The 22,776-nt window shown below is 58.7% G+C and carries 21 protein-coding genes and 2 pseudogenes; 16 read left to right on the top strand and 7 right to left on the bottom strand.

The genetic code is table 11. From position 1 onward, the window contains the following. Positions 1–362 precede the first annotated feature (362 nt). Positions 363–662, bottom strand: a complete 300-nt coding sequence (locus tag ACP26O_RS17670; protein WP_175663614.1) for an H-NS family nucleoid-associated regulatory protein — start codon at positions 660–662, stop codon at positions 363–365. 92 nt (positions 663–754) lie between these two features. On the opposite strand from ACP26O_RS17670, the gene ACP26O_RS17665 reads away from it, so the two are divergent. Next, on the top strand, positions 755–1,231 hold the full coding sequence (locus ACP26O_RS17665) for a hypothetical protein (protein WP_199569589.1): 477 nt from the start codon (positions 755–757) through the stop codon (positions 1,229–1,231). 127 nt (positions 1,232–1,358) lie between these two features. Here ACP26O_RS17665 and ACP26O_RS17660 read toward each other — a convergent pair whose 3' ends face one another. The 6 genes and pseudogenes from ACP26O_RS17660 to ACP26O_RS17635 all read right to left on the bottom strand — a co-directional run bounded on the left by ACP26O_RS17660 (position 1,359) and on the right by ACP26O_RS17635 (position 6,060). Beyond that, positions 1,359–2,348: a hypothetical protein gene (locus ACP26O_RS17660; protein ID WP_175663615.1), complete on the bottom strand. Its 990-nt coding sequence runs from the start codon at positions 2,346–2,348 to the stop codon at positions 1,359–1,361. 4 nt (positions 2,349–2,352) lie between these two features. Beyond that, the gene (locus ACP26O_RS17655) at positions 2,353–3,030 is read right to left on the bottom strand and encodes a TauD/TfdA family dioxygenase (protein ID WP_175663616.1); all 678 of its coding nucleotides are present in this window, start codon (positions 3,028–3,030) and stop codon (positions 2,353–2,355) included. Between the two features lie 32 nt (positions 3,031–3,062). Then, the gene (locus ACP26O_RS17650) at positions 3,063–4,160 is read right to left on the bottom strand and encodes a DUF6516 family protein (protein ID WP_175663617.1); all 1,098 of its coding nucleotides are present in this window, start codon (positions 4,158–4,160) and stop codon (positions 3,063–3,065) included. A gap of 367 nt (positions 4,161–4,527) precedes the next feature. Further along, positions 4,528–4,749, bottom strand: a pseudogene (locus ACP26O_RS17645) (pseudouridine-5'-phosphate glycosidase); the annotation flags it as partial. Positions 4,750–4,785: 36 nt separating this feature from the next. Then, a complete protein-coding gene (locus tag ACP26O_RS17640; protein WP_233410225.1) occupies positions 4,786–5,007 on the bottom strand; it encodes a leucine-rich repeat domain-containing protein in 222 nt (73 codons plus the stop codon). Between the two features lie 402 nt (positions 5,008–5,409). Then, positions 5,410–6,060, bottom strand: a complete 651-nt coding sequence (locus ACP26O_RS17635; RefSeq protein WP_175663618.1) for a hypothetical protein — start codon at positions 6,058–6,060, stop codon at positions 5,410–5,412. Between the two features lie 1,549 nt (positions 6,061–7,609). On the opposite strand from ACP26O_RS17635, the gene ACP26O_RS17630 reads away from it, so the two are divergent. The 15 genes and pseudogenes from ACP26O_RS17630 to ACP26O_RS17560 all read left to right on the top strand — a co-directional run bounded on the left by ACP26O_RS17630 (position 7,610) and on the right by ACP26O_RS17560 (position 22,761). After that, positions 7,610–7,867: a hypothetical protein gene (locus ACP26O_RS17630; protein ID WP_175663619.1), complete on the top strand. Its 258-nt coding sequence runs from the start codon at positions 7,610–7,612 to the stop codon at positions 7,865–7,867. A 145-nt stretch (positions 7,868–8,012) separates the two neighbouring features. Continuing rightward, a complete protein-coding gene (locus ACP26O_RS17625) occupies positions 8,013–8,231 on the top strand; it encodes a hypothetical protein (RefSeq protein WP_175663620.1) in 219 nt (72 codons plus the stop codon). Positions 8,232–8,791: 560 nt separating this feature from the next. Further along, complete coding sequence (locus ACP26O_RS17620; protein ID WP_175663621.1) at positions 8,792–9,706, top strand: hypothetical protein; 915 nt, start codon at positions 8,792–8,794, stop codon at positions 9,704–9,706. A gap of 366 nt (positions 9,707–10,072) precedes the next feature. Next, positions 10,073–10,837 carry a TnsA endonuclease C-terminal domain-containing protein gene (locus ACP26O_RS17615; RefSeq protein WP_233410226.1) on the top strand — a complete coding sequence of 255 codons (765 nt, stop codon included), beginning with the start codon at positions 10,073–10,075 and terminating at the stop codon, positions 10,835–10,837. A gap of 33 nt (positions 10,838–10,870) precedes the next feature. Continuing rightward, complete coding sequence (locus ACP26O_RS17610) at positions 10,871–13,297, top strand: integrase (protein WP_426356356.1); 2,427 nt, start codon at positions 10,871–10,873, stop codon at positions 13,295–13,297. Positions 13,298–13,306: 9 nt separating this feature from the next. After that, positions 13,307–14,851 (top strand): ATP-binding protein, encoded by a 1,545-nt coding sequence (locus ACP26O_RS17605; RefSeq protein ID WP_175663624.1) that lies wholly within the window; start codon positions 13,307–13,309, stop codon positions 14,849–14,851. 287 nt (positions 14,852–15,138) lie between these two features. After that, a pseudogene (locus ACP26O_RS17600) lies at positions 15,139–15,237 on the top strand (hypothetical protein); the annotation flags it as partial. A 195-nt stretch (positions 15,238–15,432) separates the two neighbouring features. Then, positions 15,433–17,259, top strand: a complete 1,827-nt coding sequence (locus ACP26O_RS17595) for a TnsD family Tn7-like transposition protein (protein WP_175663625.1) — start codon at positions 15,433–15,435, stop codon at positions 17,257–17,259. A 12-nt stretch (positions 17,260–17,271) separates the two neighbouring features. Beyond that, positions 17,272–17,673, top strand: coding sequence for a hypothetical protein (locus ACP26O_RS17590; protein WP_175663626.1), 402 nt, complete (start codon positions 17,272–17,274; stop codon positions 17,671–17,673). Between the two features lie 181 nt (positions 17,674–17,854). Next, positions 17,855–19,339 (top strand): amidase, encoded by a 1,485-nt coding sequence (locus ACP26O_RS17585; protein ID WP_175663627.1) that lies wholly within the window; start codon positions 17,855–17,857, stop codon positions 19,337–19,339. 246 nt (positions 19,340–19,585) lie between these two features. Continuing rightward, a complete protein-coding gene (locus ACP26O_RS17580) occupies positions 19,586–20,278 on the top strand; it encodes a hypothetical protein (protein WP_175663628.1) in 693 nt (230 codons plus the stop codon). 121 nt (positions 20,279–20,399) lie between these two features. Next, positions 20,400–21,233, top strand: a complete 834-nt coding sequence (locus tag ACP26O_RS17575; RefSeq protein WP_011659076.1) for an arylamine N-acetyltransferase family protein — start codon at positions 20,400–20,402, stop codon at positions 21,231–21,233. Positions 21,234–21,340: 107 nt separating this feature from the next. Then, positions 21,341–21,517, top strand: coding sequence for a ribbon-helix-helix domain-containing protein (locus ACP26O_RS17570; RefSeq protein ID WP_041490059.1), 177 nt, complete (start codon positions 21,341–21,343; stop codon positions 21,515–21,517). A gap of 1 nt (position 21,518) precedes the next feature. Further along, the gene (locus ACP26O_RS17565) at positions 21,519–21,869 is read left to right on the top strand and encodes a VOC family protein (protein ID WP_175663629.1); all 351 of its coding nucleotides are present in this window, start codon (positions 21,519–21,521) and stop codon (positions 21,867–21,869) included. Positions 21,870–21,879: 10 nt separating this feature from the next. Continuing rightward, on the top strand, positions 21,880–22,761 hold the full coding sequence (locus ACP26O_RS17560; protein ID WP_175663630.1) for a class I SAM-dependent methyltransferase: 882 nt from the start codon (positions 21,880–21,882) through the stop codon (positions 22,759–22,761). Positions 22,762–22,776 lie beyond the last annotated feature (15 nt).

Here is a 22,776-nt window from a genome sequence, read left to right as displayed (position 1 = left end):
TACTCACATCGATACCTTAAATCCATTGGACGATGCTTGAGCGGTGCGAAAATCGATGGGACTTGTTGTCCACCAGATAAACCAGTGGACGACGCAATAGCAACATTCGAACATGACGACACCCAAGCCCTCTTTTTCTGTCGCTTATAACGGGGTGTATACCGAGATAATCGTGCGCGCCGTGCGGCAAGGAGGATGAACTCCTCCTGGGTGCCATGCGTACGGGTATTCGCGTTGCCAAGTCATCGCAATTCGCGAATCAGGATCGAGGATGACAACGCATCAATTTAGCTATTGGTGCTCACTTGGGCAACTACGAATCATCAACGCTTCGCGATTGGCCAAACCCAGCGTGAGCGGTTTTACTCTTTGATAAGGAATCGATTGCGGTTTTTTGCATCCTTGATCCACGCCGGCGCGCGGCCGCGGCCGGACCAAGTTGCACCGGTCTTGGGATCGCGATACTTTGCTTCAAGTGGCGTCGTCGCTGCTTTCATCGTCCGACCGCGACGTACGCCGAAGATGTCCTTCTCTGTAATCCCGAACTCCGCAACTTTCGCGCGGATGTCGTCGATGACAGCTTGGAGCTCTGCAAGGCGGGCAGTCTCCGTTTTTTCGGCCAGCGCGTCCATTTGGGCTTTCAGTTCTTTGTAAGTCGCCATGTATCCTCCGTTGGTTATGCTACGCATATGATAGTTGCTTTGGTACGGAAGATCGCCTTTTATTGGGCTCTTGCGTTGAATCGGATGTAGAGATGCAGCACCGCGAGCAGGGGGCCCTGGCAGCCGTTACACCGTGGTATCGCGACATGTTATCGGCTGGTAATTTCACTGGGCGATCGTTCGATCGAAGGCACAAAGCACATCGGGCGCTGACCGATTTTCGTGTCGATGCGGCGCGCGAGTTCTTTCGCTATCCGCTCGCCAAAGCCATTGCACTACTGCTCGATTTGGCCGAACCCTCCCAGAGCCCGGCGGCACAGTACGTGGCGGAAGACGTGACGCAACGGCCTCGGGAAAAATATCCCGCGTACCTGCGCTCCGGTATCGGTGCGGTCAGGATCGTTCAAGTGCCTGGACGTGTCTGGCTAGAGATCACGACGGAGGAAGAGAGCGCCGGGTATCTTGTGGATCAGATCATCCAGCGCACGGATCTAGCCTTCATTGCTGACATGGATGAGTCATTTTTCGGCCGGAAGCCGACGTCCGTGTCAACGCGGACAAGCTGGTGAATGATTACGGCGCGTACTCGATCATCACGACCACGGACCTGTTTCACGATGAGGCCTGCCGGCAGATCGAGCGTGAGCATCAGACGCAGCAACGTCGCCTCGCCTGACATATTCTCGCAGGACGGTCTCAGTCGTTGCCGTAATCCGGTTCGTACTCGATTTCGCGTTCTTCGAGTTCGTAATGGGTGTCAACGTCCAGGCCGGCCAGGGCGACTTCATCGTTGCCTTCAAGTGCCAAGCCGCAGGTCGGACAGTGAAATTCTAGCGAGTAGTAGCCGGTTTCGATCATCTCGAAGCCGGGCTCGACACCGGACTGATCGTCGGCCAGTTCCTCGTAGGCCTCTTCGCCGCCAATGACGCCATGCGCACCGCACGCCGGGCATACCTCTAGCCAATACTTGTCGACCACATAGGTGAACAGACCTCCGTACGCGTAGGGCTGGAACTGCTTGGATGCTTCGAGCAACTGCGTGATGTCCTTGGCGGAGCGCTTTCGTTTGCCATCGGGTTTGAATTCTTCGAAGGCCGTTTTAGCGCGCTCGATACGTTGCTTGACTGCCGCCTGCTTCGCCTTGCGCAGGGCGGCTAGCAGCTCCTTCGGCGTCTTCGCATCGGCGCCTAACCAGTCGTCCAGGGTCAGTCCCATGGATTTGAGGACCAGTTCGGCTGCATGCCAGAATTCGCTCTCCCACAGCGCGGGTGGAAACGCGGCAAATGCGGCTTCACCGGAGTGCAACTCAGCATTGCGACGTTCCCCCAGTTTTCGGCACGCCTCCAAGTCCGGTGTGGTGTAACCGGGCACGGTGTGCCGCAGGCGGGTGTAGGCCTCGCTGGCATCGATGGTACGGACGGCTGTCCCCGTCGCAATCCCGTTGGCTTCGAGCAAGCTGTTCAAATTGTCGGGCTTGACCACCAGGCTCGGGTGAATGGCCGCCAAGGCGCTCTTGGCCAGCAATTCCAGGGCTAGCGCGGCATAGAGCTGATAATCGTCATTGTTCGCGTCATGTTTGCCGGCAAGGGCACGCTTGGCGTACCGCTTGGATTTTTGCATCAGGGACTCGGACAGCAAAGCGGCCGGAACTTGGCGCGCCTTCGGAGCGTGCGGCGGGCTCGTCATGGGCTCACTCCATGATCGTGATACGTAGCAACGCTCGAGACGGACTGTGAGATGCATCCGAGCGACGGTGTAGGAAACGCCAGTTGTCGAAAATTAAGGTCCGTCCTGCCTGCCAGTGGGCGGCATGGACGCGTTCACTGGCGGCGGCGATCTGGGCCTGGAGTGCGCGCCCCTCGTCAGTCAGTGCCGTGATGCACGTCGGGTCGTGGCGCAAAAACCGTTGCTGACCGTCGAGCATCGTCGTGTAGAACGAGGCGCGACCGGACCGTACGAGTACCGGTGCTTCGCTTGATAACGTTAATTGTTCACTGCTGAGAAGCTGGCGCCAATTCAGTAGCTCGGTCGCGCAGGGTCGCTCGCCAGGATCCATACAGGACAAGAGGATGAAGCGTGCGGGTGACGGGCGATGGGCCATGTCCATGTGCCAAGGCTGCACGCCGCAGCCAAACACGGCGCTCATGCAACCCTGACGAGCTTGGGGCCGCGTGCGCGGGCGTAGCGTCTCGATGGCGTGAAGGCCACGCACAGCCGTGACGGTGCCTAAGGCGCGGGCGGTGGCGATCACCGCGACGGCGTGACGCTCTGGCGTCACCGGATCGATGTCGGTCTCAACCCAGCCGTCGCGTAGCAACGCCTCCAGGATGAGGCAATTGTGGTCATCATTCATGGACACGAGGGGCATGAGCCGCGCGCGGGTCGCTCGTTAAGTCTCATTTATTTCGCGAACGCCTTCTCACCTTCCTGCAGCAGGCGCTTGATCACGGGTAGATCCAGTAGGGGAAAACCGTAAGTAAAGCTGGACACAACGTCGGCGTTGTCCTTTTTCGGCGCCAGGTGAATGTGGTCCGGAAAGAACGGAATATCCGGATGATCGGGCGCCGCGTCGATGCGCCGGTAAGGGATGCCGTCAGGCGTATCGATCATGTAGCCATAGTTCATCAGCGTTTTCAGTCGCAGGATGATCTTGAAGCCCGAGTGGCGACGGAAGGTGAGGGTAGTTTGATCTCCCTTTGCGGTTTTGTTCACCAGCACGGCCTCCAGTTCATTACTTAGTGTGGTCTCGAGCAGCGTCATGGCTTCGGGTGGAATCGCCGGGGTTTTGAGCAAGCGTCCCAGATCGAGGCCGATTGCAAACAGCTCCATGATGAAATGCAACATCGTGGGGGACCGCTTGGCGACCTCTTGGTGCTCATGACACGTATTGGCGATGTACAAAATCGATGCAGGATATCCCACCGTCGAACCGACATATCCTGTCGCGGGCGTCCCGCAAAGAACGCAGCCGGCGCCTTTACGCGCGAGGACAATGACCTGTTCAACCGTGGTATTTTCGACCCGTCCTTCCGCGATGAGCGTGCTCGGCGCGAAGGCTTCCTGGCACGCCTTCACCCATGCTTGCGATCGTGCAACATCGGCGTGGTTGCTATATCGGTTCGCCATTTGCGCCGTCGTGGTAGCGGGCATGGCGCATTCAATGCATGCGACTAGAGCTTCCTTCGCTACGGCCTGTGGTTGGTCGTAGCGGTAGCTGTAGAGGCGATGAAAGGGACAGTCGGCATCTGGGGCGAATTCGGCCACGACCCTCTGTTCGGTTGGCACATCGTGCAGGTGTGCTGCATCCTTGGCCAGTGCGAGCCATAACAACGGGTTGTACGTGACCATGTCCAACGCGTTGGCAAAGCGACGCGGTACATGCAGGACATTGAGCACCAAGCAGACAAAGAACGAGTCAATCGCACGACCTTCGGTGCAGTCCAGGTCGTATTTTTCAATGAAGCGATCGATGTTCATCAAGGGCGGCAGGGCAGACATTCTGCGTTTTGTTTCTTCCTGAAATTTGAGATCGTCAACTGCGCCAAATACACTCGCATACTTGGTCAAAAATTGCCGCTGTTTCGGTTAATTCTGTTTGCATGGTAACGCATCCCTTCGAGGGGCAGTGGCGGTGAGTCATGGCAGGGTCATCGGATTCCCCCACCGATCACGCCAGCGTTTACGCTGCAAAAGACTACACCGGGTCGGTGTCGCCCGTGACCGCTTGCGACGCGATGTGCCCGGGATAGGGCGGGGTCATCTGTCCCGAGCAGTCAGAACACACTCATGTGTCGAGCATGTCCCCAGTCGTCGCCGAGCATCCATCGGATGGCCGATAGCTTGGCATTGATCATTCCCCACTCAAAATCGTTATGCGCCCGCCAATCAGCGCGATAGTCGCGGGCTCCGCTCCCAAATCGCCGATCAAGGCCTCCACTTCGCGCGCAGTGTTGACGTTCTCCGGGTAGGGCATGCCGTGGGCAATGATGGTCGACGATTCCAGCGCCACGAGTGGGCGGCCGGCGGCCCGTGCGGCGGCCACAGGCGTGCTGAAGTTCAACCAGGATTGGGCGAGGTCGGCAGCCATTTGGATCCTTTCAACGCTGCGATTCGATTCGAATGGTCACCAGACAACCCGAGTGTTTGGCAGGGCCGCCTTGAGCTCATCGACGTTCTTGGCCCTGGTGCCGTAGAGAACCAGTTCTCGGAGTCCTGTCAGGCCCTTCAGTACTTCGATGTCCTGGACCGGCGTGTTGTTTGCGAGATAGAGTTCTTGCAGACCGCTCAAGCCCTCGGTCGCGTCCTCGTACGCTTCCAGCAGGGCGTCGATCGCGTCCGAGGTCAATGATATCGTGTACGAAATCCATCGCAGAACTTTTGGCTACGACAGCATCTCCGGGCCAAATTTGGGTTCGTCGCGCAATTCCGCAGACGTTTGTGCGCGGCCCCCGGGGAACGTGATGCTAAGCGATTGCGGGCCTTATTCGACTCAAGTCGCGAGTCGATTACCGACCCGATTCGACTCGCGATCTGGGACAGAATCGTGGGCGACCTCGGTGGGTTCATGACGGCGTTTCACTGGGAGCGGGAGATGGTCGCGCAACTTGTCGGCTGATCAATCGGTGATCCGAACCCTAGGGCTGACGTATTCGCGTCAAGGGGCAGACCAGGAGGAGAAAGGGGACGATTGGACTGAGCGATATGATCATTCGGGCCCTCAACAACCGATTTTCGTTTGTTTGACGCGTTAGGCTGTGTGCGTGCCCTGCATCTGCTTGGCTGCGTTAATCAGGATTTCGCGTCGATCGAGTGCATCCATCGGAGCAACTGGCTGACCTTCACGGTCCCCGGTGGCCGAGATCCATCCATTCTGGAAATGGAACCAGGCAGCGATTTTCCACGGGTCGGCGACGGGGCCGAGTGCTTCCAGAATTTCCTTGATGATCGGCAGCGGCTGGCATGTTGCGTCGAATTGGTAGGCGGCAAAGTATTCCTTGCCGCCGATGGACACGCTGAAAATGCGACCGCGGCGCCTCCAGTCGCTGGCTGGCTGCGCCCTGTTAGCGGGGGACTTGGTCTGGAGCGCATTGATCTGCTCTGCGGCGAGCCAGTCGCCTCGCGCAAAGACCGCGCGCATGGTCTCCTGACGCCGAATGCGTTCCTCGATCAGGGGCGCGGCCGGCGCCCACAGTCCGGTGATCGCGGCGGCAAGATCGTCCGCCCGCTGGATAACCACTTCCTCGAAAGGTGTTGTCGTCAGCACGGCTGCCACCAGATCCTCCAAGCCTCGTTTCAGGGACGAAACGATCGCTGGATCGGTGCCGGCCGGCAGCCTTAGGTTGAGCACAAGATCCGCAGTCGGGATAACCGTGGTCTTTTGGTCTTGGACTCGAATCATGGTTGCCTCAGTTGATTACTTGCAGCCTCGGGTATTTCGGGGGTGCTGTCATCCTACCGGTGCTCTGCCAACAACTCGCGAACACGCTTCATGATCCACGTGATCTCGGCCGAGGAAATATCCCACTGTCCCAAGGATACCTTCCTGGTTACGTCGGTTTCGACCTTGGAAAGCGAATTGCACAGTGACTGCAACGGGTTTTCGGCGAGTTTCCTGCGAGTGTACGTCGCGAGTTGTTTGGCGAGGTCTTCACACGCATCGTATCGCGTGAATAGCTCTTCATCGGTCGGCCTTGAGATAAGCTGGCCACCGGCTCGCCGGAGTAAGAGTTTCGGCCGGTATCCGCCAATGGCGCCTCGGGCGGACTCTCGAGGAAAATCCTCAGGAATCTTTGGATAGCTCACCGTTGCGATCCTCGCGACAGCGCTTCGGATTATTCATGTCAGTATACGACGGTGGTGCGATTCGGTAGGGCTCAGATTCGATGCCGGTAGCCGCCGGTCGCTCCGCGCATCGGTAGCAAACTGCCTTATCAGAACAATGAACTGCCACACGAACACCACCGCGAATACCAAAACTGAGGCGAGTCCGATGGAGCTCGGCAGGATCCGCTGTGTGACGGAATCTGCAATTACCGCGGCAATGAAGTCGATAAACGCGGCAAACCCTCTGTTCCCATATCGTACTTCGGCCCTTGCATCCGATGCAGACCGAGGCGTCATACGGTGCGTCGTGCGTGCGACCGACACGGTCCGGGGCAGTACGGAAACGACATTTTCAGCTGTTGAGGTGACTTCCGTCGGCCAAGTCCTCTCGCTTTTGTGCTGGTCGATCGTCTGGGCGTCGCTGGCTAATAAGGGGGTCAATCGGAGCCTCGGGTTCCGGCCTCGTCGATCCCCCCAGCTCTGACCGGGCGTGTTGCTGGGTATGTGAGCCAATGCCCCCGTCTGGTCACGCGTAAAGTATTCAGCGACGCGACGATGTAGCGATGACGTTGTCCCAGGAGGGAACACGCGGTTCGAACGGAATCCCGGATGTTCTGGTCTACACTTCGTTCGGTGCGAGTCCATCTGAGCTCGCCATCATGGGGGTGCCCCTCCACGACATTACGCTCAGTTCGCTTGTTAAGCCTGGAGCGTTTTCAGTGCCGGTTTCGTCGCAGTGTAGATCAACTGAAGTCGTCCCTTGGGGATACGCCATCCTGGCGACACAGTTCGCTGGTTGCTTAAAAAAAATGTTGCTGGAGTAAAATTCTCTTCTAGGTTTCCGCGATGCAACAAGGCAGCCGAGTACCATCCTCGCCGGAGACCGATCTGCGATCCTGGAATACTTCTCGCCGGTCATCGTTTGCCTTGTCGTGAAGCCGACGCGCGGACTTGTTCGATTATGAATTGACGCGACAGACAGAACCCCATCGTATGCTGAGTATTGCTGCGCGTGAGTATGTGCGGCGTTGCTGTCGCTGTCTTCAGCGTTAAGTTTATTCCTCGGATGCATCTCTGAAATTGACAGTGATTTCCTGATCACGTCGTACGGAAAAAACCAATGAATGAAAATTTCAAAATTGGGAGGTAATGCGAAAAAGCACGTTCGTATTGCAGGTCATCCGGGTAACGCGACGATGCGTGAAATTCGACGAAACGACATCTGCAACGTTTTGAAGTTGACAGGGCGGTTGAGCGCAGAAATAATGGTATGCCACGTAAATAAAAATCAGGATATCGAATTTAATCGCGAGTTGGAGATTTTGGAGATAAATGCTTCTCACTGGGAAGTAAAAGAACAATCGCGATTTACGCGCCGATAGTCAAGCGCGCATTCGGGTGCCGAAAACATGCCCTGATCGCTCCGATCGAAGTATAGGACGCGAGCGAAGCGATTCCGGTCAAGAAGTGACGAAGGACGGGGACTGACGAGCAGCGTGCAAGCTGCCTGGTGCGCAGCTATGCCGTGTGCCGAAATTTCACAACGGCAAGGTCGATCGCTTGAGTGATGTGCTCAAAAAGCAATGCGCACGTCGTCGCCGCATTGGAAATGCCATTGCACACCAGTTGCGTCATCACTTACCGCAATCGGTCTATAATATTCACAGCTCAATTGGCGCTGAAGTTAAAACCCCGATCGACGAATTCCTTTTGGCGACCGAGCCCACGCGGTTCCTGGTGGGCTGACACGTTTCTGCTATGGTCAGAAGTCGGTGCGCGTGGCGATGCATTGACGCAATTGCGACAAGTAAGTATATATGAAGCGAATTGCGGACTGGAGCGTCTTCAAATGCCATGCGTGGCCTAAACATCACCCGAAGAAGTCGGCTGGATTAGCAAACCATGAGTTCTCTATTCGTTTTGACTGAACAAGGTCGTTGATTTAAGGTGCGCATCGCGCGTCGTCATCTTTAACGCCTATGCAGCAATTTTTGGACTTGAAATGCACCCAGATGCACATAGACTCCGACCGGTGGAAAGGGCATTGGCCCAAGTTTAGAGTCTTGCGGTTGCATCTCAACCAGCTGTTTTCTGCTGCTGATCGAGCAGAGGAGGCGCCAACTATGAGAGAGGGCCGTGAGAAACGGCTGAGGAAATTGATTGCTTGAAACTAAACGGGCTCCCGGTTTGCCCACCGGGAGCCCGTTCGTCTCGGCCTGATTGGCAGAGCGGGGTGAACTCACTAACTGTGAAGTCATGCTCTGCCTAATCGGCCCGTTTGTCAAGAGCCGTGAGCGGAGGCAGGTATGAACACGTCTATGCATTTTGTCAGCAATGGAATATCGGCGGTACGCCAAACTATCTGCGCCAAGATCGGCGCGCTCGTCGACGCGGAAGTGGTGTCAGATGTCACTCGATCCTCAATGTTGGGGACACTATGTCGCGCACCCGCTCCATTTCCGATAGCGTCAAAGCAGGTGTTGTCTGATGAAAACGGACCGGACGACCAAGGCCTTCCGCCCACAGGACCGCATGTAGCGTGCAGCGACTATGAACCGCGAATTGTTCGATTCCTGAATGGACCCGACTCGCCTATAAGATTGGAACGGCTGCACGCTCGCTTGGCCGAACTCGCAGCGGGATGTTGTCACACGCTTCTGGCGCTCCGCAGGCAGGACGAGCTGGGCGCCCAGCTTCGTCGCGCCGCGACCTGGGCCGCAGCGCTGCGCGCTCAATTTCCAGAGCGATCGATCTTTATCGGCATTGACGGAATCGATCAGCGACTCACATCGCCGAGTTCCGTCGCGTATCAGCTGACAACTTTAGTAAATGTCGGTGCGACAATCGTCTGCGCCGTCGATGGTAGATATAGCGACGCTCATTTGCTGACGTTTCATCTCCGCACCCTTGGTATCACGGTGGTTCGCGAGAGTCTGTGCTCCTCTTCTGTAACGGGAATTAGCGTAACTCCGCGGAAATTTCCCACCGTCCACACCCCGGCGCTGACCGCTTACGTGTCTCGAAAGCATGCCGGACCATTTACGCAGAATGACGTCGCCGACCGCACAGTGCCTGACAAGAAGCCGGAATCGAAGCGATGCTGGCTCTGCGAAGGTGCAGCGCGTTTCGCTATCGCGGAGTTCGAGCGCGCAGAGCATGCACATGCATATCGGAACGAGTTTTCCGTGAATCGTCTCTTGCGCGAGTGGCAAACTCCTTAGGCAGGAGTGAATTACCTCAACGCCGAACTGCCAAAGCATCCCAGTGCTGGTTACACAGGGGTGCTTGCACCGCTGTGAAGCGCGACGCTTGAATGAAAACGAGGCGCTAGTCCGATCGCTGGAGCAGTTCATTGAACGGTGAAAGTGCACGTATTGGGACGCGAATTCATATGCGGGTGGTTATGGTAGAGGTGATCGTGATAGTCAAAGCGAAATTCGATTGAATATAGGTATCCTATATATAATTTTTATTATTTATTTGTGACAAGATCGATCGTGGCTTGATCTTATTGGAGGTTCATTGTGACTACGCGAACTCTGCGGATGCACAAAAGGACGCTTGCACGAAAGCTTGCTGAGCAGGAAATGGCAAAGAAGACTGGTGGTTATGCTCGCTGGTATCACACAAGAGATATGCCGGGATCGGGCATTAAGACCCGGCTGGTATGCGAAAAGGGCGCTGCAGCCGAGCTGCATCTGATGTCTGAGGCGGAGCATGCTGCCCTTCTGGAGGCGTGGTGGCGCTCCGATGTCGTTACGATATTTGACCAGTATGCTCTCGACAGGAAGAAAACACGACGGGCGGCGGCGTCGCTCAATCTTGACCATCCCACATACGGCGGTACCAGTGAACCCGCGGTGCTCAGTACGGATCTGGTTCTTGTCACCCGAAGGGGCAATTTGTACGGTCGCGAGGCATGGTCCGTCAAGTCGACTGCTCCAGATGGAACCGCTCCGCTGACGCGTTCGCAGGAAATCGAGCGCAGGACATGGGAGGACGAGGGGGCCTCCTACAAGGCTGTGACGGCACATGGCATGCACGCGAACCGGTCAAAGAATTTGGCGTGGATATTTCGGGCTGCCAATGAGACGGTGGGGCGGGATTTGGGGGGCGAAGAAGTGAAAGCCCGGCGAGGGATCCAAAGCGCAATTCGTCAACGTCGACCTGTGTCCGTGATAGAAGCCTGCCGCTATGTCGAGCGATTGCTCGGTTTGCCGGCTGGTTCAGGGATAAGAGCGTTTCGGCAACTGGCAGGAGAGAAGCGCATTCGATTCGACCTGAATGTTGCGGACCCGCTCCAGCTCCGCCTCGACGACGTTTGGTGCTGCTCAGCGCGTAAGGCACGCTGAGACAACGTATCAACAGCGATTTTGGAGGTGATCATGCTAAAGAAAGCGACATGGCCGACGCAATTAGCAGTCGGAGATGTGCTTAAAGAGTGCGACGGAAGCCGTATATACATTGTTCTGAAGACCGGCGCTGGGCAACGCTGGACCCACCTCATCGACATTGAGCATGAGGTGAAATCGGCGGCGAACCGTCACGCTCAGCCGTTAAAGCTAAAGACCGATGAGGTGCTGCTCAGACTGTCGCCGAACGTGGAAGCGGAACTTGCTCTCGAGAAACTCGAAGCGTTGCCGGTTAGCGTCTCCGAACGACGGCGTCTCCCAGCGTTTGTCCATTCACGACGCGCGGAAAAATACCGGCAGATAGCTCTCGACCCCGCGAAATCGAAAGGATGGGAGGTGATCACCGCGTTACTAACCTTTGACCAGCCGCTCGGCAAAGCTGGTTCGCCAGCGATACCCTCTATTTACGGCGACGCCTTTGAGGAATTGCTACATCGTGAAACGCGGGCCAAGCGGATCAAACGCTTTTGCGAAGTCGCCGGAATTTCAGAGTCCAACGTTTACCGCACCTTTCGGCGATTCTGTCAGCAGGGAATGACACCCGCTGCGGCATCGGACGACTACGACCGTTGTGGTGGGCGGGGTAAGCAGCGTAAATGGACAAATCATCCGGGGAGAAAAGCCACGAGAAGAACCCTCAGTGCGTCTGCCAGGAACGACGAGGTTAGGTGCCTGCTCCAGTTGGCCGCCGACTACTACTTTTCATTCGAATATACAAAAGGCAAGCGATCCCGGAAAACGATGGATGTCGCGTTGGACTGGGTACGAGCCAAATTTCTCCACGACAGGGTGGTCTACAACGAAAGGAAGGAGATGGTCGAACTTGAGCTGAACAGACGCATCGTTCTCACGCGTCGACAGCTCCAGTACTATATCTACCAGAACTACACGTACGAAGAGCGACGTATTCGCGAAATTGGACTGAAAACGTATCTACTTCATGAGCGTCCTCTGACCGGACATCTTAGAAATTCGCGTGGCCCCGGCGAGAAGTACCACATCGACGCGACGATAATGGATGTTTACCTTGTCGGCCGAATTCTGCGAACTAGGGTAATCGGACGACCCGTACTCTATTTGGTCATTGATGACTGGTCTGCAATGGTTGTAGGCTTTTATGTGACCTTTGACCCGCCAAGTTGGAATGGCGCCATGATGGCGCTTGTCAATGCAATAACTCCGAAGGTGGCGTTTTGCCGCACACTTGGGGTGGAAATTACCGAGAACCAGTGGTCATCGCATCGTCTGTGTGCGGTACTTTACGGCGACCAGGGGGAATTGAGCAGCGTTCACAAGGCGCATCCGCTCATCATGGATTTTCGGGTTGAGTTTCAGAATCCGCCCGCGTATCGGCCGGACCTGCGCGCCGTGATGGAGCGGCGCTTTGGCATCATCCCTGCCATCTGGAATTCGCTGTTGCCGGGAATTGTCGAGAAGGACTCATTTGCCCGCGGTCACGAACACCCCGCATATCATGCGGCACTGAACATCGAGGAGATCCGGCGGGTCGTTCTCCTTGCCGTATTGAGTTACAACCGACGGGTTATCCGCGGCTATCCGACGCCACCTGAGATGGTGGAGGCGGGATACGCACCGACGCCATCGAATCTGTGGGCCTATGGTACGGGAGTCAATGGCTGCGGAAGGCATATCGATGTTGCGGATTTTCGCTCGAAGGTGATGCCAACCGCAACGGTGCCTATCGATGCATACGGCATTCTTCATAATGGCCTGCATTACGAGTGCCCGGGGCTGTCGCTTGTTGAACGGCAGGCTATGTATCGCAGCAAGAGAATGGGTAATTCGTCCGTTGAAATCTGTTACGACTCTGCCGATAGCAGCAGCATCGAACTTCTCGGGTTGGGCGCGCCGATCTCGTGTTCGCTGATCGAGGGCGAGCGGGATCAGTTCGCTGGCCTGACGGAGCAGGAATTGGCGATATACAGGGAGCTCAATTCGACGAACGTTGGCGTGGCCCTGGAAGAGGGAGAGTCGTACCGTGCCATGACCACATACAACATTGCGAAGATGGGCCGAGACGCCGTAGCAGAGACCAAATCAGCGTTGGCTGCTTCGGGAATGACTCGTCTCGACATCTCCAGCATGGACGAAAGCCGCCAGATGGAGCGGGGGGTTGAAGAACGCACGCGAATCCTGTCCGGTTCAACGGGAAAGCGATCCAAGAGGGATCGCAACGCCAAAGTCGATTTCAGCAGAGGAAGTTCGGGCATGCCGGCACCTCCGGTGGTTGGAGAAGGGGAGATTTACGACGAAGAAGGAGACATCAACAAGAACCCGGCCTGCAACAGGGGGGCACCCGCCAGTGCGGATGTTCAGTTGTCCACAAGGGAACTCCGGGAGCAACGTGCCCGCGAGTTGCTTGAGTCGCTTGAAGAATAGGAGCAGAAAATGAGTGCCACGACCTTACGAAAAAAGGAGCGAACGGGCGGAACACTCGCCCGGCAGGCGCCTGTCAGGCAATGCGAGCAAGCTGTGGAGGCGCAATACTATCAAGGCGACCTGCCGCAAGAGTACACGGACAATCCGCTTATTTCTGCATTGGGGCCGTTGTGGGACAGTAAATCGATTATGCGCGCGCTCTCGGTTCCAGTCGCCTATTCTGAGGCGGAGCGCTCGCGATCGGAGGAATTTCGCCTGAATATAATTGGCCGCCTTTCTCGTTTGGTAGTTCCGTTGCCTGCCCATCTTGAAATTGCCAATATTGTGCAGATGATCGTACGTCAGCACTACGTTGATCAGAGGGTGTCGGATGGCAGCGCCCAGGAATTTTTCAAAAGATACAAATGTGCGCAGGATGGTAAGCTTGTCCCCATATACCCACACAAGCGGTCTCATGCATATTGTGCTGGAATTTTTGGATTGTCCGGATCCGGCAAAACTACTGCGTTAGAAGCTGCATTGAGGTTGCTACCGAAAGTGATCCACCATAGCAGGTATGGCATCAACCAGGTAGTGTGGATCAAGATCGACTGCCCTCCTAGCGCGAGCCTGAAGGACACTATCAAGCTGCTATTGCTCACGTACGACGACTTGCTCGGTACGGACTACTTGAGGGAGCTTGCCACTCGGGCAACCTTGGCGGATTACGCGAACAAACTGCACAGTGTTGCGCAGCGCCACTACACCGGACTCATCGTTCTCGATGAGCTACAGAATGCACTACACGCGGTGGCGAGGAACGATCCGCTTTTCGAATTTTTCGTCAATCTCACCAACGTGGTTGGGATACCGGTCATCGTAAGCGGAACGCCGAAGGCCGCTGGGCTCTTTCGCAAGACCCTGCGGTCAGGGCGACGCATCAGCAGCTTTGGTGTGATCACCTGGAGTGGCATGAAAGATACACGGGACTGGAATCGGTTCTGTGGTCAGTTGGAGAAATATCAATGGCTGGCGAATGCGGTCCGGCTCTCTGCAAGTATTCGACAGTATCTATATACGCTGACGCAAGGACTGCCGGGAATTGCAATCCCGCTCTACCAGCTCGCTCAATACAACGCGATTTACACCGGTGTCGAGACACTTTCGCGACAGATCTTCCGCGATACCTTTGACGAGAAGATGGAATGTTTGAGGCCGCTCCTGGCCGCGATTCGTTCTGGAGATAAGGCCCGAATGGGTCAATACGATGATTTGCTGAGTGACACGATCAAGGATGTTAAGGAATCCATGGAGTCGGAGGCGAAGCGCCACAAGTACCAAGAGACTGCGATGGAACACGACAAGGCGGAGTCTGCTATCGATGCTACGTCCAGGTTACTGTTGCTTGGTGTTCCTGAGGACGTCGCATCCTCACTCGTCGACGAGGTACAGAAGGACTTCCCTTCCGCATCCAGGGAGGAGTTGAGTGGCGAAGCGGCAAGACGCTACTACGGAAAGAGGTTGCAGCGAACCTCGATAAGGGAGCGTGAAAGGAAGGCGGAAACGGTGGGATAGAGCGCATGACATTTGTGGTGGTCTGGTGGCCGAAATATGCAGATGGAATCTGGAAGTGGGGGGGAAGATGGCGATTGCGTTGAGACGACCGTATGCTGACGAATTGCTGGCTACGCTCATCGTCGAATATCTGGCGGACGAAAAGGTTGCTCACCGGGACCAATTCCTGCGGTCGTTGCTTGGCTGTGGTTCCTTGACATCGGCGCGCCGGATGGCCAGAAAAACGAGCGCTTCTCAGGTACGACCGGGAATGGCTTGATAGCCGTCGCACGAATGTAGCACGTTCATTTTCGCAAAGGGTCGACTGGACGCCTCGCGACAGCTTGTGCGTAATTATGCTGCGAGCAATTGCGGAGGCAATTCGTTCCGAAACACCGCCAAGGTAGGTAAGCGGAATCAGCATGTTGATGGTCGCTGGAGTGCCGAAAGGCACACGGAACCAACGTAAGAAACTACCGAAGTTCAGGAGGGTACAGAAGGAGGGCATTGAGACACGCCAGTAGTTTCACGAACGGAAAGAGTTGCGGACGTCGAAGTTGCACGGTCCAGTAATATGACTATAGACGGCAAGGAGCAATGCGATGGCAATTGCGCTGTTTCCACTTAGTGAAGGCGAGACCATTGGGAGCAACATCGGGCGCTATGCGGATTTTGTTGGTCTCAAATCTACGTTGCTTCTGAGGCGGCGGCTTTTTGGCTATGCCTGTGTACCGGGTACGCGACTGCCGAGCGGAATCTCTCACCTCGTCGAACAAACGCGCGACTATTGGGGAATGAAGGGGGAGACGGTAGTAAGGGACCATACCGAATACCGATACACAACCATGATGGTATCGCCGGTGATGAGAGAGACACTACTATCGGATATGCTCAATCCGCCCTCGATAAAGGGCTTGCCAGCCAACATTTGTCGCCCTGTAGGCGAGCGTGTCACGAGATTTCGATACTGTGAAGAATGTTTGGCAGAGTGGAGAGAGGGAAAGATAACGCCATATTGGAAAATTTCCCACCAATTTCCGGGCGTATACACCTGTGTCCTGCATTCTAGTGTATTGAGGGCGGTGAAGCAACCTGTAGAGAGTCGTTTAGACGCAACGGTCGTAAGTTTGAGAGACCGTTCTGATGAACTCATTTTGCAGCGGGTTTCGTTGTCCGAAAAAAACGCTGCAGAGGACATTGCTAAACGAAGTGCCCGGCAAGAAGCGATGGGGGACAAGGTCGCAACGTTGCAAAAGTATCGCGATCTGCTGCGGAGCGCAGGCTTCCTTCGACCAGATGCGACGTTGAAGCGTGAAGCATTAATCTCGGAGTGGTTAGCCTATTTCGGACCAGAGTATTGTTACCTGACTGGTATAAGCGCAAGTAAAATTACAACGTGGCTGGTCAACATCTCGAACTTTACAAACGCAGGCGAATTTTTGAATCCATTCATGTTCATCGCGGCGGAGTCATTTCTTGAAAATCGCAGCGCATTGCCTCGATCATTTGTGCCCGCCACTCGAAATGGCTCGAAGGTACGGGAGAATGTGACGACGTCAGGTGAGTTGGGATTGACCGCCGTGACGTTGGAGTCGCTAGCGTGCGATGGAGTTTTGCATCGTGCTGGTGATGATTGGAAATTTACCACCCGCTTTGGAAGTTCAGGTAGTTGGAAACTGCTCTGTTCCTGTGGAATAACGTATCGAGTGTTAGACGAGTCCCAACATGGCTCGCCTCAACTGGTCCCAGTAATATATGGGGCGCGATATCGCCGACGCTTTCGTTCGCTGATAGCAAAAGGTGCTAGCGCCAAGAATGCCGGACGCGAGTTGCATATCGGCGTAGAAACCGCAAAACGCTGGAGGCGAAAAGAGGGATATAAGAACGCTGCGACCCTGTCTCGGGCGGAAATCTGGAGGTTGCGCTCGGAGTGGCGCCGCTTGGTCGAGAGCGCGCCGTCAGTGCGTCGGATTACTTCGGCGCATCGAGCCAACCCACATTTGTTCAATGCATTGTATCGAGACGATCACGCGTGGTTGCTCACCTTTAACATGAAACATCGGTCCTTCCGAGAAGGAAGAAAAATAACGTGTGACCAGATTCGAGAGGCCTGGCTTGCACTCATGAAGGCAGAGCCTCCGATACGGGCGACGCAGGCTGCTATTCTCGAAAAAGCAGGGGTGGTGTCAAAACCAAATAAAAGAAATGAGTCTCGTTCAATGCTTTTGGCGGAATTGAGCGAGACGCGACAGACGTATCTTGAACGGGTCATTTCCTGGCTTGCCGTTCAGGCAACGAGACAAAATTTCCGCAATTCTGGCGAGGCTGTTCGGTTTGCTCGATTGCAGCTTCACAGGTTTACAAAAGAGCAGAGAGTGCGGATTCGAGAATTTCTATCATTGAATGCTGACGATGGAGGTTTTCGTTAGGGACGAGCCGTAGTGAACGATTTCCTTTCAAGAGGATATATCGGAGGGAAATTCATGACGTCGTCTGTCCTTCTCATGGCTTCAGAGAGAGGGCGTGCCGAAAAAGTCAGCTGGCTTGCGGCGCGCTTGTTTTATAAGCTCGGTGAGCCTTTAGCAGTCTTTCACTTGACGCGACGCGCGAGGATTTCCATCCCACCCCGTTTTTTATGTGTCGCCGCCGAGTTCGCCGGAACGCGGCTGCAGCAGACTTTGTGGATGTGGAAGCAAAGGTTAGCTCATCCTTGGCGAGCAATGCGCAGACTTTGTGAATTTCCTCAGATTATTGGCGCAAGGATCGCTGCGGCGTTTCGATCGCTTTTTGCAGCGGACTTTGTTGTCTCCAAATACCTGCTGCCATGCGGCATGCCGATTTAGTCGGATCCTCAATGAATCGCGGCGGAAAATATCGAAGGTCGGCCATCGGGCGTCGCGTAGAGTAGGGCATCGGTCGCGGCGCGGCCCCTCCAACCCATTCCAGGCCCATTGCCGGCCGCTCGGGACGGAGTGCGGCCCACCACGCGGCTCGCCATTCCCTTCCAGTTCCAGGAGACCTCGCATGCCGCACGGCGCCCCGCAGCTTCTCGCCCCCGCTTCCATCACCGTCGACCCGATCGTGCGCCTGTCGGCCGGCGAGCTCGCATCGGCGATCCGCAGCAAGGCGGTCTCCTGCGTCGAGACGATGCGTGCGTATCTCGATCACATCGAGCGCGTGAACGGCGCGGTGAACGCGCTGGTCTCGCTGCGCGATCGCGCGACGCTGCTCGCCGAAGCCGCGGAAAAGGACGCGGCGCTCGCCCGCGGCGAATATCACGGCTGGCTGCACGGGATGCCGCAGGCGCCGAAGGATATCGCGATGACGAAAGGGTTGCGGACGACCTACGGCTCGCCGATCTTCCGCGATAACGTGCCGCAGGCCGACTCGGTCGGCGTCGGGCGGATGCGCGCGGCGGGTGCGATCTTCATCGGCAAGACCAACACGCCGGAGTTCGGTCTCGGCTCGCATACGTTCAACGAAGTCCACGGCGCGACGCGCAATCCGTACGACCTGACGAAGAGCGCGGGCGGCAGCAGCGGCGGCACGGCGGCGGCGCTCGCCGCGCGCATGCTGCCGGTCGCGGACGGCAGCGACTTCGGCGGCTCGCTGCGCAATCCGGCCGCGTTCTGCAACATCTACGGCTTGCGTCCGTCGCAGGGCCGCGTGCCGCGCTGGCCGGCCGTCGACGTGTTCATGCAGCAGCTCGGCATCGAAGGGCCGATGGGCCGTACGGTCGGCGACGTCGCGCACCTGCTGTCGATCCAGGCCGGCTACGACCCGAACGATCCGCTGTCGCTCGCGGACGATCCCGTGGTGTTCACGAAGTCGCTCGACAAGGACCTGCGCGGCGAGCGCATCGCGTGGGTCGGCGACTGGAACGGTTATCTCGCGACCGAGCCGGGCGTGCTCGCGCAGTGCGAAAAGGGGCTCGCGACGCTGCGCGAGATCGGCTGCGACGTCGATGCGGCGCTGCCGGCGTTCGCGCCCGAGCGGATCTGGCGCCTCTGGCTCACGCATCGGCATCTGCTGTCCGGCGGCGGGCTGCTCGCGCACTATCGCGACCCGGCACGGCGTGCGCTGCTCAAGCCCGAGGCGATCTACGAGGTCGAAGGGCTGCTCGCGATGCAGGCTGCCGACGTGTTCGACGCGAGCATCGAGCGCACCGCGTGGCATCAGGCCGTGCTGAGCTTCTTCGATCGATACGACTTCATCGCGGCGCCGACCGCGCAGGTGTTCCCGTTCGACGTCGAACAGCGCTGGCCGAAGGAAATCGCGGGCCGCGCGATGGATACCTACCACCGCTGGATGGAAACGGTCGTGCCGTGGACGCTGGCCGGCTGCCCGGTGATCAGCGTGCCGGTCGGCTTCAACGACGCGGGGCTACCAATGGGGATGCAGCTGATCGGCCGGCCGCGCGCGGATCTCGCGGTGCTGCAGCTCGCGCGCGGCTACGAGCAGGCGGCCGACTGGGTCGGCCGACGGCTGCCGGCCTGGATGGCTGCGTGACGCACGCGGCGGCTCCGATCCCGGGCGCCCGCGACCAGCAATATTGATGCAGGCAAGGAACGAATCCCGATGCGCCGCCGAGATCGCGCGGCAAATGCGGACGAATGCGCGCGGCGAGCCCGGACGGCGGCGGAATTGCAAGCGGCCGCGGCGCGCGATTTCGTTTCGATGTGTTTCAGTCGTTGCGGCGGCGCGCGACGCGCTTCGACAATATCCGCATCAATAATTCGGGCACGAGGGAAACAGATGAAGCAGATTCGCGCGACGGGCAAGCACCTCGCATCGGCGGGCATCGCATTCGGCATCCTGCTGGGCGTCAACGGCAGCGCGCATGCGCAACTCGACCTGCAGGCGATCGGATCGTCGCTGCTCGGCGGCGGGCAGCAGCAGGCCGCACCGTCGCAGGGCGGCGTCGCGCAGTTGGTGCAGGCGTACGTCGGCGCGAACCAGCAGGTGCTGGCCGGCCAGTCGTCGCTCGCGTCGGCGATGGGGCTCACCGGCGCGGCCGGGCAGGCGCAGCAGGCCGCCGGCCTGCTCGGCGGCGGCAACGCATTGACGCCGGCCGCGCTGTCGCAGATGGGCGGCGCGCAGCAGTCGGTGTCGCAGGCGCTCGGCCAGGCGTTCGCGAGCGGCGGTGCGACGCACGGCCCGGTCGACAAGCAGGCGTTCAGCAACGGCCTCGCATCGCTCGGCCAGGGCCTCACGCAGTACTCGCAGCTGCAGCCGGGGCTCGGCAGTCTCGGTTCGACCAGCGCCGCGTCGCTGCTGCAGGCGGGCCTGAATCCGCAGAACATGCAGGCAGCGTCGTATATCGCGCAAAGCGCGCCTAGCCAGTTGCAGTCGCTCGCGTCGACGCTCAGCCAGGCCGTGCAGTTCGCGACGAGCCAGGGCATCTCGGTGCCGGCGGTCGCGTCGTCCGCGCTGAAGCTGCTGCCGTAACGTTATCGGCGCCGCGCGCCGCGGTGCTGGTAGCCGCGCGCGGCGCACCGGGAAGGCCCCGCGCAACATGGGGATTGCGCTCGATGCTATCGTGCGTGTTCCCCGTTTCCGGTGCCGGTTCATGACTGACTCGTTCGACCTTCCGCGCTATTTCGCCCGCATCGGCTACGACGGCCCGGCCGAGCCGACGCTCGACGTGCTGCGCCGGCTGCATCTGCTGCACCCGCAGGCGATCCCGTTCGAAAACCTCAATCCGCTGACCGGCGCGCGTGTCGCGCTCGACGTGCCGGCGATCGTCGACAAGGTGGTCGCGCACCGCCGCGGCGGCTACTGCTTCGAACTCAACAAGCTGTTCTACACCGCGCTCACCCACATCGGTTTCCGCGTGACGCCGTTGATCGCGCGCGTGCGCTGGATGCGGCCGCCCGACGTCGTCACCGCGCAGACGCACATGCTGCTGCGCATCGATCTCGACGGCGCGACGTGGCTCGCGGACATCGGCTTCGGCAGCGCGACACTCACCGCGCCGCTGCGCTTCGTGCCCGACGAGCGGCAACTGACGCCGCACGGCGCGTTTCGCGTGGTCGGCGCGCCGGTCGACGGCGAGTTCGACATGCAGTTCGAGATTCCCGACGGCTGGCAGACGACCTATCGCTTCTCGCTGAAGCGGGCCGAGTGGATCGATTACGAGGCCGCGAACTGGTTCACGTCGACGTATCCCGAATCGATCTTCGTGAACGACCTGATCGCATGCCGCGTGCTGCCGGACGGCCGCGCGGCGCTGTTCAACACCGTGCTGACGCTGCGCGACGCGGCGGGCGCGGGGCGCACCGTCACGTTCGACGACGCGGCGGCGTGGGGCGCATGCCTGCGCGACACGATCGGCATCGATACGACCGGCTTCGATCTCGACGCGCTGTTCGCGCGGGTGGCGGCGCGGGCCAACATGACGTGACCGCGTAGCGAGCGGCGGCATGGCCGGCGGCGGCCGCAGGCCGCACGCCACGCCGCCGATTCCGTTCCCTGTTGGACTTTTGCTATTTTGCTAGCATACTAGTAATCATGAGCGACGAGGAAGTGAAGCAGTTCAACGTGTACCTGCCGCTGAGCCTGATCCGGCAGGTCAAGCATCGCGCCATCGAAACGGAGCAGTCGCTGTCCGCGCTGGTGGCCGACGCATTGCGCGCGTATCTGGCCGCTCCGCCACCGGGAGCCGGGCCGTCCATCAAGGAGGAATGACATGTCATCCGGGCGAATCGAAGCCGTGTACCTGACGACGCACAACTGGGGCAAGTCGGCGAAGTTCTTCCAGGCGCTGGGCTTCACGCTGGAATTCGAAACCGATCACGCGTCGGGCCAGTTGAGGCGCGGCGACGGCCCGTATCTGTTCATCGCCGAAGTGCCGACGAGCGAGACGCCGGACATGCAGGTCGTGCTGACGGTGCCCGACGAACAGTCGGTCCGGCCGCAGCCGGTCGTCGACGTGGTCACGCCGTTCGAGGATACGCACTGGGGCACGCGGGACATGACCGTGCGAGATCCCGACGGTCGCGTGTGGCGCCTGCAGGCGCCGGGCACATCGGCTGCATGAGGCCGCGGCGATGACAGGCCTCCATCAGGACCAGCCGCAGGACCATCAGGACGCCCCCGACAGCACCGCCGCCCGCGTCGCGCTGTGGCGCGCGCTGCACGTCGAACTCGATGCGCCGCCGCACGTGCTCGCCGATGAAGTCGGCCTGCGCCTGCTCGCACCGGCGCCCGGCTGGCGGCAGCGCGGCGACATGGATCCGCGGTTCACACGGCCGTTTCGCGCATCGATCGTCGCGCGGGCGCGCTTCATCGAGGATCTCGTCGTCGAGCAGGCCGCGCAGGGCGTGAGCCAGTACGTGATTCTCGGCGCGGGACTCGACAGCTTCGTGCAGCGCCGGCCCGAGATGGCGTCGCGCCTGACCGTCTTCGAAGTCGATCCGCCCGCGCCGCAGGCGTGGAAGCGGCGCCGCCTGACCGAGCTCGGTTTCGGCGTGCCGGACTGGCTGCGGTTCGTGCCGGTCGATTTCGAGGCGCAGCAGTCGTGGCGCGACGCGCTGGTTGGCGCGGGCTTCGATGCGGGCAAACCGGCGGTCGTGGTGTCCACCGGCGTCAGCATGTACCTGACGCGCGACGCGAACGCGGCGTCGCTGCGCGAAGTCGCGTCGCTCGCGCCGGGTTCGACGTTCGCGATGACCTTCCTGCTGCCGCTCGAGCATGCGGATCCGGACGTGCGCCCGGCGCTCGAGATGGCCGCGAAGGGCGCGGCCGCGAGCGGCACGCCGTTCATCAGCTTCTTCATGCCGGCGGAGATCCGCGCGCTCGCGGCGCAGGCCGGCTTCGCGCGGGCCGAGCATGTGTCGGCCGCCGAGCTTACGCGCCGCTACTTCGCCGATCGACCCGACGGCCTGCGTCCGCCGAACAACGCGGAAGAGCTGCTGGTCGCGACGGTGTAACGCCGCGCTCATGCG

Origin of the sequence: Burkholderia sp. R-40 (assembly GCF_049942845.1) — a bacterium.
Classification (GTDB): domain Bacteria; phylum Pseudomonadota; class Gammaproteobacteria; order Burkholderiales; family Burkholderiaceae; genus Burkholderia; species Burkholderia ambifaria.
The sequence above is the reverse complement of the archived record's forward strand: the minus strand, read 5'-3'. Positions and strand labels throughout refer to the sequence as shown.

What these genes read in the sequence shown, in the direction of transcription:
- ACP26O_RS17595 (WP_175663625.1), top strand. Translation starts at nt 15,433, where the DNA reads ATGGCAATTGCGCTGTTTCCACTTAGTGAAGGCGAGACCATTGGGAGC.
- ACP26O_RS17630 (WP_175663619.1), top strand. Translation starts at nt 7,610, where the DNA reads ATGAAAATTTCAAAATTGGGAGGTAATGCGAAAAAGCACGTTCGTATT.
- ACP26O_RS17655 (WP_175663616.1), bottom strand. Translation starts at nt 3,030, where the DNA reads ATGCCCCTCGTGTCCATGAATGATGACCACAATTGCCTCATCCTGGAG.
- ACP26O_RS17565 (WP_175663629.1), top strand. Translation starts at nt 21,519, where the DNA reads ATGTCATCCGGGCGAATCGAAGCCGTGTACCTGACGACGCACAACTGG.
- ACP26O_RS17670 (WP_175663614.1), bottom strand. Translation starts at nt 662, where the DNA reads ATGGCGACTTACAAAGAACTGAAAGCCCAAATGGACGCGCTGGCCGAA.
- ACP26O_RS17570 (WP_041490059.1), top strand. Translation starts at nt 21,341, where the DNA reads ATGAGCGACGAGGAAGTGAAGCAGTTCAACGTGTACCTGCCGCTGAGC.
- ACP26O_RS17580 (WP_175663628.1), top strand. Translation starts at nt 19,586, where the DNA reads ATGAAGCAGATTCGCGCGACGGGCAAGCACCTCGCATCGGCGGGCATC.
- ACP26O_RS17620 (WP_175663621.1), top strand. Translation starts at nt 8,792, where the DNA reads ATGAACACGTCTATGCATTTTGTCAGCAATGGAATATCGGCGGTACGC.
- ACP26O_RS17665 (WP_199569589.1), top strand. Translation starts at nt 755, where the DNA reads ATGCAGCACCGCGAGCAGGGGGCCCTGGCAGCCGTTACACCGTGGTAT.
- ACP26O_RS17585 (WP_175663627.1), top strand. Translation starts at nt 17,855, where the DNA reads ATGCCGCACGGCGCCCCGCAGCTTCTCGCCCCCGCTTCCATCACCGTC.
- ACP26O_RS17650 (WP_175663617.1), bottom strand. Translation starts at nt 4,160, where the DNA reads ATGTCTGCCCTGCCGCCCTTGATGAACATCGATCGCTTCATTGAAAAA.
- ACP26O_RS17560 (WP_175663630.1), top strand. Translation starts at nt 21,880, where the DNA reads ATGACAGGCCTCCATCAGGACCAGCCGCAGGACCATCAGGACGCCCCC.
- ACP26O_RS17610 (WP_426356356.1), top strand. Translation starts at nt 10,871, where the DNA reads ATGCTAAAGAAAGCGACATGGCCGACGCAATTAGCAGTCGGAGATGTG.
- ACP26O_RS17575 (WP_011659076.1), top strand. Translation starts at nt 20,400, where the DNA reads ATGACTGACTCGTTCGACCTTCCGCGCTATTTCGCCCGCATCGGCTAC.
- ACP26O_RS17605 (WP_175663624.1), top strand. Translation starts at nt 13,307, where the DNA reads ATGAGTGCCACGACCTTACGAAAAAAGGAGCGAACGGGCGGAACACTC.
- ACP26O_RS17635 (WP_175663618.1), bottom strand. Translation starts at nt 6,060, where the DNA reads ATGATTCGAGTCCAAGACCAAAAGACCACGGTTATCCCGACTGCGGAT.
- ACP26O_RS17660 (WP_175663615.1), bottom strand. Translation starts at nt 2,348, where the DNA reads ATGACGAGCCCGCCGCACGCTCCGAAGGCGCGCCAAGTTCCGGCCGCT.
- ACP26O_RS17615 (WP_233410226.1), top strand. Translation starts at nt 10,073, where the DNA reads ATGGCAAAGAAGACTGGTGGTTATGCTCGCTGGTATCACACAAGAGAT.